Annotated in this window: 8 protein-coding genes and 1 pseudogene; 7 read left to right on the top strand and 2 right to left on the bottom strand. The window is 64.1% G+C overall.

The genetic code is table 11. The features are described from left to right. The coding region (locus ACYVDE_RS08835) for a carboxy terminal-processing peptidase (RefSeq protein ID WP_460501126.1) at positions 1-1,833 on the bottom strand (1,833 nt) is incomplete at its 3' end. A gap of 346 nt (positions 1,834-2,179) precedes the next feature. Between ACYVDE_RS08835 and ACYVDE_RS08840 the strand changes: the two genes are divergently transcribed. The 4 genes and pseudogenes from ACYVDE_RS08840 to ACYVDE_RS08855 all read left to right on the top strand — a co-directional run. Next, positions 2,180-2,563 (top strand): DUF4844 domain-containing protein, encoded by a 384-nt coding sequence (locus tag ACYVDE_RS08840; protein ID WP_460501127.1) that lies wholly within the window; start codon positions 2,180-2,182, stop codon positions 2,561-2,563. 70 nt (positions 2,564-2,633) lie between these two features. Further along, positions 2,634-4,112 carry an alpha-amylase family glycosyl hydrolase gene (locus tag ACYVDE_RS08845; RefSeq protein ID WP_460501128.1) on the top strand — a complete coding sequence of 493 codons (1,479 nt, stop codon included), beginning with the start codon at positions 2,634-2,636 and terminating at the stop codon, positions 4,110-4,112. A gap of 74 nt (positions 4,113-4,186) precedes the next feature. Then, positions 4,187-5,323, top strand: a complete 1,137-nt coding sequence (locus ACYVDE_RS08850; protein ID WP_460501129.1) for a redoxin domain-containing protein — start codon at positions 4,187-4,189, stop codon at positions 5,321-5,323. A 99-nt stretch (positions 5,324-5,422) separates the two neighbouring features. Beyond that, positions 5,423-5,572, top strand: a pseudogene (locus tag ACYVDE_RS08855) (VOC family protein); the annotation flags it as partial. 13 nt (positions 5,573-5,585) lie between these two features. On the opposite strand, the gene ACYVDE_RS08860 reads toward ACYVDE_RS08855, so the two are convergent. After that, complete coding sequence (locus ACYVDE_RS08860; RefSeq protein WP_460501130.1) at positions 5,586-6,167, bottom strand: glycosyltransferase family 39 protein; 582 nt, start codon at positions 6,165-6,167, stop codon at positions 5,586-5,588. Between the two features lie 131 nt (positions 6,168-6,298). Between ACYVDE_RS08860 and ACYVDE_RS08865 the strand changes: the two genes are divergently transcribed. The 3 genes from ACYVDE_RS08865 to kynU all read left to right on the top strand — a co-directional run. Next, positions 6,299-6,832 carry a 3-hydroxyanthranilate 3,4-dioxygenase gene (locus tag ACYVDE_RS08865; protein WP_460501131.1) on the top strand — a complete coding sequence of 178 codons (534 nt, stop codon included), beginning with the start codon at positions 6,299-6,301 and terminating at the stop codon, positions 6,830-6,832. Between the two features lie 150 nt (positions 6,833-6,982). Beyond that, complete coding sequence (locus ACYVDE_RS08870) at positions 6,983-7,993, top strand: amidohydrolase family protein (RefSeq protein WP_460501132.1); 1,011 nt, start codon at positions 6,983-6,985, stop codon at positions 7,991-7,993. Positions 7,994-8,061: 68 nt separating this feature from the next. Then, positions 8,062-9,038, top strand: a 977-nt coding sequence (gene kynU, locus ACYVDE_RS08875; protein WP_460501133.1) for a kynureninase, incomplete at its 3' end; no start/stop codon positions are given.

The raw sequence follows: 9,038 nt of genomic DNA on the forward strand, positions 1-9,038 counted from the left end.
CACGCGGGCGGCGCTGGCGGCGCGCAGGGCGTCGAGGCTGCCGGGCAGGGTGTTGGTGGGCTGGTACTGGGCGGGCGCAATCTCGTCCCAAGGCAGCGGGTACTCGGCTTCCTGCTCGCCCTTGGCGTAGGTGCTCAGGGCGTCGGGCAGGGTGATGTCGGGCATCACGCCCTTAAACTGCGTCGAGCCCCCGTTCACGCGGTAAAACTTCTGAATGGTGAGCTTGAGCGAGCCCAGCGGCTTGAGGGCTGCCACCTCGGGCGAGCTCACGGCGTTGTCGAGGTCGAGTACCTGCTGCACCGTGCCCTTGCCGTAGGTGTTGCTGCCCACAATCACGGCGCGGTGGTAGTCCTGCATGGCGGCGGCCAGAATCTCGGAGGCCGAGGCGCTGTACTTGTTCACCATCACCACGAGCGGGCCGCCGTACTGCACGGCGGGGTCCACGTCGGCCAGGGGCTTGGCCGCGCCGCGGGTGTCCTTCACCTGCACCATGGGGCCGCTGGGCACAAACAGACCGCCCATCTTCACGGCATCGGAGAGCGAGCCGCCGCCGTTGTAGCGCAGGTCGAGCACCACGCCCGACACGTTTTGCTGCGAGAGCTTGGCCAGCTCCTTCTTCACGTCGTCGGCCGAGCTGCGGCCACCCTTGCCGCTGAAGTCGGCGTAGAAGCTGGGCAGGCGCAGGTAGCCGTAGGTGCGGCCGCCCTGCTTGATGAGGGCCGACTGGGCGTAGGTTTCCTCAATCACCACCACGTCGCGGATGATGGGAATGACCATGGTGGCGCCGTCGGGCTTGCGCACGGTGAGGCGCACCTCCGTGCCCTTGGGCCCGCGAATGAGCTTCACGGCCTTGTCGAAGCGCATGCCCTCCACGCTCACGGGCTCGGCCGCGCCCTGGGCCACGCGCAGAATAATGTCGCCCACCTTCAGGTCGCCCTGCCGGAACGAGGCCGAGCCGGGCACAATGTCCGTCACCTTGAGATGGCCTTCGTCCTCAATCAGCTGGGCGCCGGTGCCTTCGAGGCGGCCGGTCATCGAGATGTCGAAGTTTTCGCGCACGATGGGCGCGAAATAGTCGGTGTGCGGGTCGTAGGTGTTGGCAATGACGTTGGCGAAGGTGGCCAGGCGGTCGTTGGCATCGGTTTGCAGCAGGTCGGCAAACGCTTCGTCGTAGTATTTCAGCACGCGCTTGCGGGCCTCGGCTTCGAGCTGGGCGGGGGTGCGGGCGGCGGTGCTGGTGGTGGTCGGCGAGGCGCCCACCTTGGCGGCGGCCAGGGGCTTGTCCTTCTTCTTGGCCTCGTCGTCCATCAGTTCCGAGAGGCGGCTCAGGGTCTGGTATTTCAGCATCTTGCGCCACTGCTCGCGCTGCTCGGCGGCGCTGGCGGCGTAGGTGGCCTTGGCGGGGTCGGTTTCCCAGGTTTCCTGCACCGTGAAGTCGAAGGGCTTGCTGAGAATGTCGCGGTACAGCGTTTGCAGCTCCAGCGTGCGCTTGGCCATCAGCTGGCCGGCCACGTCCAGAAACTCGTGGGTGCCGCGGCGCAGCTCGTCGTCAATCTGGGTGTTGAACTGGCCGAGCTGGGCCACTTCCGGCGCCAGCAGAAACTGCTTGTTGCCATCGATGCGCTTCAGGTACAGGTCGAACACGCGCTGCGAGAACTGGTCGTCGAGCTTCTCGGGCTGGTAGTGCAGCTGGTTGAGGCCGGTGAGCATAATGCCGAGTACCACCTGGTCGCGCGTGGGCGGCGGGGCCTGGTACACCGAGTAAGACGCCAGCCCCAGCAGGGCCAGCACCGACGAAGAATATAAACCGAGCTTAAATCGGGGGAAAGCCATGGGCAGGGAGTAAAGAGAGGAGTGGCAAGGTAGTACCGCGCGGCGGCCCGGAGGCCACCCGCGCCGGGTACTTAACCAGAATCGCACCAGTAATTGCTCCCAAAGTCGAAAAAGAAGCGAGAAAGGTTGCGGACGGAGGGCAGCGTGGCAGGGTGAGCTGAGCACGGGGCGTCCGGTCAAAAAAGAACGTCATGCTGAGCGCAGTCGAAGCATCGTTACCGCTTCATGGTAGCCGTCATTAATTCGGCCAATTTATTTTTGACGGATGATTCTACCGCGCCTGTGGCCACTTATCCCGCTGTGCTTGCTACTGCTGGCCGCCTGCACTTCCCAACCCCAACACCCCATGCACGTTCCGTCAACTGCCGTTCAGCAACTGCAAGCCTTCAAAGCCAAGGCAAAATTTGAGGCGGACGACCTATACACCGGTGCCTGGCCGGCCGAAGCTCGGCCCGTGCTCAATGCGGTGCTTAACCAGTCGGCCGACGATTTTCTCCACATCAGCGCCGCGCAGCCAACGCAGGAGCAATACCTGCAAGCAATGGCCGACGGCCTGGCCAGAATTGATGCCAACGAGCTGGACACCGAAGACCGGGAACGGGTAGCCGAACAATACCAGGACCTTATGGACATCGTGGGCCTGCCAAGCTCCGAGGGACTGCTGAACAAGTTTGTTTACGGCGACTTTCTCGGCGGGCTGGTTTCGGGAGGCCATACTTCGGAGAAATAGCCGGCAGACCAGAACGCATTGGCCGGTTGCGCGATGACCGGGCAATTGTCCAGGGACCTTACCTTGCGCCATGCCTGCCCCCACCCTCCCGCGCCCGCTTCGGGTGCTGCTTCTGCCGCTGCTGCTGCTTGGTGCCTGCCAGTCCGGCAGCAAGTCGAAACCCGAAACGGCTGCCGCTGTTGCGCCCGCCGCTGCGCCCGATTCGGCCGCTTTCACCGTGAAGCATCCGGCGTGGGCGCGCCACGCCACCATCTACCAGGTGAATGTGCGGCAGTACACGCCGCAGGGCACGCTGCGGGCGGCCGAGGCCGACCTGCCGCGCCTGCAGCGAATGGGCGTGGGCATTCTCTGGCTAATGCCCATTCATCCCATCGGCCGCAGCCACCGCAAGGGCACGCTGGGCAGCGCCTACTCGGTGCGCGACTACCGCGCCGTGAACCCCGACCTGGGCACGCTGGCCGACTTGCAGCACTACGTAAAAACCGCCCACGCCCTCGGCATGCACGTCATTCTGGACTGGGTGGCCAACCACACGGCCTGGGACAGCAACCTCACCACCGCGCACCCCGACTGGTATACCCGCGACGCGAAAGGCAACTTCCGCCCGCCCGTGGCCGACTGGCAGGACGTTATCGACCTCGACTACTCCAAGCCCGCCCTGCGCCGCTACATGACCGAAAGCATGGCCTACTGGGTGCGCACGGCCGGCCTCGACGGCTTTCGCTGCGACGTGGCCGGGCTGGTGCCCACCGATTTCTGGAACACCACGCGGGCCGAGCTGGAGAAAATAAAGCCAGTATTCATGCTGGCCGAGTGGGACGAGCTGTTTCCGCCCACCTTCATCTCGCGCCAGGAATTCGCCCCCAGTACCCGCCTGCTCGAGAAGGCCTTCGATGCCGCCTACGCCCTGCGCCTGCACGGCCTGCTCGACAGCCTGGGCCGCGGCCAGAAACCCACCGCCGAGCTGGCCCACTACCGGGCCGCCGAGCAGAAAATGTACCCCGCCGGCGTGAACCTGATGACCTTCACCAGCACCCACGACATCAACGCCTGGGACGGCAGCGAGTACGAGCGTCTGGGCGAAAACGCCCTGCCCGAAGCGGTGCTGGCCACACTCTGGCCCGGCATCCCGATGCTCTACAACGGCCAGGAAGCAGCCATGAAAAAGCGGCTGCGCTTCTTCGATAAAGACACGATTCCGTGGAATAGCTACCCGCTGCAAGGCTTCTACTCCACGCTGCTGCACCTGAAGCAGCGGCACCCGGCGTTGGCCAATTTCGATGCAGCCAGCCAGTTTCGGCTGCTGCCTAGCCCGGCCGGCACGGTAGCGTTTGAGCGGAGTAAGGGCAACTCGGTAATCGTAGCAGTTAATTTGACCAGTCAGCCGCAGCGTATCGATTTCTTGGCTTCCCTCAAGCGCGGCGGCGATACATTCAAGACGCTTTTCCCGGTTAATCAACAAAACCTTCTTAAAAATGGCGACAGCGTTTTGATGGACACACTCCCCCCCCACGGCTACCAGGTATGGGAGCGGAGTGGCAGCAAATAATCGGTGCCCAGGCAACGTTTCTCGCCTAATTTGCTCCACGAAACCGCTTCATTCCTTCATCAACCTTCCTTCCCATGAAACACTTTTTTTTTAGCGCCCTACTCCTGCCCGCCCTAGCGCAGGCCCAAACGGAAAACTTTGTACTGAAAGGCAGCGTGGGGCCGCAGGCCGGCGTAAGCAAAGCCTACCTGCGCTACGCCACCAACAACGCCCCGGTAACCGACTCAGCGGTGGTGAAGAACGGCCGCTTCGAGTTCAAAGGCACCCTCACGGAGCCCACGCAGGCCTCGATAGGACTGAGCCGCAACGGCCTGACCATGCGCAAGTCGCAGGACTGGACCCGGCGGCCGTTTTTCCTGGAACAAGGCACCGTGACCTGGACCACGCCCGACTCGGCCGCCAAAGCCGTGGTGCGCGGCACGCCCCTCAACGACGAGCGCGCCAAGCTGGCCGCCACGCTAAAGCCGCTCGACGACCGGTACGATGCTTATCTGAAGGAATACCGCGCCCAGCCCGAAGCCACCCGCAAAGACCCGGCCTACATCAAGCAGCTTGAAGCCAAGCTTGACCCCATCGAAGCGGAGGAAAACACCCTGCGCAAAGCCTACCTGCAAGCTCATCCCAACGACCGGCTCAGCCTGTTTTTGCTCCAGGAAGTGGGCGGCGGCGTGCCCGAGGTGGGCAGCTACGCCGCCCTCTATCAGGGCCTGAGCCCGGCGCTGCGGCAGTCGCCCCGCGGCCAGCGCATCGGGGAGCAAATCAAGCGTCTGCAAAAGGTGGCCGTGGGTGCCACCGCCCCCGATTTCACCCAGAATACCCCCGACGGCAAGCCGGTAGCGCTGAGCAGCCTGCGCGGCAAGTACGTGCTGATTGATTTCTGGGCCAGCTGGTGCGGCCCCTGCCGCCAGGAAAACCCCAACGTGGTGAAGGCGTTCAACGAATTCAAAGACAAAGGCTTTACCGTGCTGGGCGTGTCGCTCGACCGGGAAGGGGCCCGCGAGGCCTGGGTGCGCGCCATCGAAAAAGACGGCCTGGCCTGGACGCAGGTGTCGGACCTGAAATACTGGAACAACGCCGTGGCGAAGGAATACGGCGTGCAGTCCATCCCGCAGAACTTTTTGCTCGACCCGCAGGGCAAAATCGTGGCCGCCAACCTGCGCGGCGGCGAGCTGCAAAGCACCCTCGGCAAACTGCTGAACAAGGCCAATTAACCCTACTAAACGGACAATTGCGGCCGGTGCCGGTAGCTTTCCAAAGCGGCCGGAACCGGCCGCAATTGTGCTTATTTCCCATTCCTTATTTACCCGCCCATGCTGCCCCTGCTCGGCCTGCACCACGTGGCCATCATCTGCGCCGATTACACGGCCGCGAAACGCTTTTACACCGAAATTCTCAGGCTGGAAGTGCTGGCCGAAACCTACCGCGCCGAACGCGACTCCTGGAAACTCGACCTGGCCGTGAACGGGCAGTACGCTATTGAGCTGTTTTCCTTCCCCAGCCCGCCACCGCGCCCCAGCTACGCACCCGGGGCCACCAGCGGCCCTCCGCAAACTCGAAAGCCTGCAAAAAGGCCAGCACGTAGAAGGGTACCGTGGCCGTGAGCTCGAGGTTGACGTGCTGCGAGAGGCGCTGGAGCTTGTAGGGCGAGTAGGCAAACACAAAGCCCGCCAGCAGCGCCAGCACCGGGCTGTGCACCCAGCGCCGGGCCAGCAGATAAGCGCCCACGCCCGAGAGCATCGCGCTGAGCAGCAGGCCCAGGTTGACGGCCAGAATGGGGTTGTGCACCACCAGGCCCAGCAGGCCCAGAATGGGCGTGTAGGTATGCAGCAGCAGGCTAATGCCCTGCGGGTAAAACATCCAGGTGGTGAAGAGCGGGTTGGTACCCGCCGTCACCGCCTGGTCGAAGTGCCACACGTTCCAGGCAAACAAGCCGGCGTCGCTGCCGGGCTCGGCCAGCATGGCCGAGGCAAAATTGGCGCCCAGCGGCCAGGTAAAAACCAGAAAGCACAGTCCGTAAAAGCCGGACAGCAGGGCCAGGCGCAGCCAGTTTCGCATAGAGTAGAAACGCCGGCCCCCGCGCCGAAGCTGCCGCCGGGTGCCCGCGCCGGTAAAGGTAAGCCCGCCGGGCAACCTCCCAACTCTCCGTCCGGGCGTAAATTAGCCCCGCAACCAACCCCCACCCGCCCATGATAACGCGCCCCTTCAACGTGCAGCAGTGGATTGACGACCACCGCCACCTGCTAAAGCCTCCGGTGGGCAACCAGCAGGTTTTCAAAGACAACAAAGACTTTATTGTGATGGTGGTGGGCGGCCCCAACGCCCGCAAAGACTACCACGTCGACGCCGGCGAGGAGCTGTTCTGGCAGATTGAGGGCACGATGACCGTCAAGATTATCGAGGACGGCCAGCCCGTCGATATCACCATCGGGCCGGGTGAGATGTTCCTGCTGCCACCCCACGTGCCGCACTCGCCGCGCCGCCCGGCCGGCACCGTGGGCCTCGTGATTGAGCGCTACCGCACGGCGGGCGAGGTCGATGGCTTTCAGTGGTACTGCGAAAACTGCGGCCACAAGCTCTACGAGGAATTTGCCGAGATTACCGACATCGTGACCCAGCTGCCGCCCATTATGAATGCCTTCTGGCAGGACGATGCCAAGCGCACCTGCACCGTGTGCGGCACCTACATGGAAGCGCCCGCGCCGGTGGTGGCGGCAGAGTAGCGCATTTACTTCTTAAAAAGACCGTCGTGCTGAGCGCAGTCGAAGCATCTCTACCGCAGTAGTAACTAATTGCATTGCGCGGTAGAGATGCTTCGACTGCGCTCAGCACGACGGTCAAATCTATTGTTCACTCCCCACCCGCCCCGAGGTTTGCTTTCCATCGATATTCACACCCACATTCTGCCCGAGCGGTGGCCCGATTTGAAGGCCCGCTATGGCTACGGTGGGTTCATCCGGCTTGAGCACCACAAGCCCTGCTGCGCCCGCATGATGCAGGACGACAAGTTCTTCCGCGAAGTGCAGGACAATTGCTGGGACCCCGCCGTGCGCCTGCGCGAGTACGACCAGTTTGGCGTGCAGGTGCAGGTGCTGAGCACCGTGCCGGTCATGTTCAGCTACTGGGCCCAGCCCCTCGACTGCCTCGACCTGAGCCAGCTGCTCAACGACCACATTGCCGATGTGGTGCGCCGCTACCCCACGCGCTACGTGGGCCTGGGCACCATCCCGATGCAGGCGCCCGACCTGGCCATCCGGGAGCTGGAACGCTGCATGAAAATCGGCCTGGCCGGCGTGCAGATTGGCTCGCACGTGAACGACTGGAACCTCGACGCGCCCGAGCTATTCGAAGTGTTCGCGGCCGCCGAGGAGCTGGGCGCCTGCGTGTTCGTGCACCCCTGGGACATGATGGCCCAGGGCAAAATGCCCAAATACTGGCTGCCCTGGCTGGTGGGCATGCCCGCCGAAAGCACCCTGGCCCTGTGTTCGCTAATATTTGGCGGCGTGCTGGAGCGCCTGCCCAACCTGCGCGTGGCGGTGGCCCACGGCGGTGGCTCGTTTGCCAGCACCATCGGGCGCATCGAGCACGGCTGGCAGGTGCGCCCCGACCTCTGCGCCATCGACAATCCGCACAACCCGCGCAAGTATCTGGGCAAGTTCTGGGTCGACTCGCTGGTGCACGACCCACTGATGCTGGATTACCTAGTGAAAACCCTCGGGCCCGATAAAATCACGCTCGGCACCGACTACCCCTTCCCGCTGGGCGAGCTGCAGCCCGGCCAGCTCATCAACTCCATGCCCTTTTCGGCCGACCTTAAAGCGCAGATGCTGGGCCAGAACGCCCTGGACTGGTTGGGGCTCGAAGCCGCGCGGTTTCGGCTGTAGAATGGTCCGCGAGGCCAAAACCTTTTGTTAGCACTGCGCCCGCTTTGCCCCGACCTTTGCGGCCTGATATGAACGACCAACCCACTACTGCTGCCACCCTCGACGCCCAGGACCCGCTGGCCGCCTTCCGCCAGGAATTTCACCTGCCCCCCGGCCCCGATGGGCAGCCCTGCGCCTATTTCTGCGGCAACTCGCTGGGCTTGCTGCCCCGCACGGCCCGCGCCGCCGTCGAGCGCGAGTTCGCCTCCTGGGAGGAGCGCGGCGTGGAAGGCCACTTCCTGGGCGCCTCGCCCTGGATGCACTACCACGAAAACCTGACCGCCGCCACGGCCCGCCTGGTGGGCGCCCGCCCGCTGGAGGTAGTGGTAATGAACAACCTGACCGTAAACCTGCACCTGCTGCTCGTCACGTTCTACCGCCCCACTGCCACCCGCTACAAAGTGCTGATGGAAGGCGGCGCGTTCCCGTCGGACCAGTACGCCCTCGAAAGCCAGGCCCGCCTGCACGGCCTCCATCCCGACGACGTGATTGTGGAGCTGGTGCCCCGCCCCGGCGAGCACACCCTGCGCACCGAAGACATTGAAGCCAAGATTGCTGAGCTTGGCGACTCGCTGGCCACCATCATTATCGGCGGCGTGAACTACTACACCGGGCAGCTGTTCGACATGGCTGCCATTACCCGGGCGGGCCACGCGGTGGGCGCAATGGTGGGCTTCGACCTGGCCCATGCGGCCGGCAACGTTGAGCTGCGCCTGCACGACTGGGACGTGGATTTCGCCTGCTGGTGCACCTACAAGTACCTCAACTCGGGCCCCGGCGGTACGTCGGGCGTGTTTGTGCACGAGCGGTTTGCCGAGCGGCCCGACCTCGTGCGCCTGGCCGGCTGGTGGGGCCACGATGCCTCGGAGCGGTTTAAGATGAAGAAGGGCTTCCGGCCCATGCCCGGCGCGGCCGGCTGGCAGCTCTCCAACGCCCAGATTTTCCCGATGGCCATTCACGCCGCGGCCCTCGCTCTGGTGGAGCGCGCCGGCGGCATGCCCGCCCT

The sequence above is a fragment of the Hymenobacter agri genome, assembly GCF_054778495.1.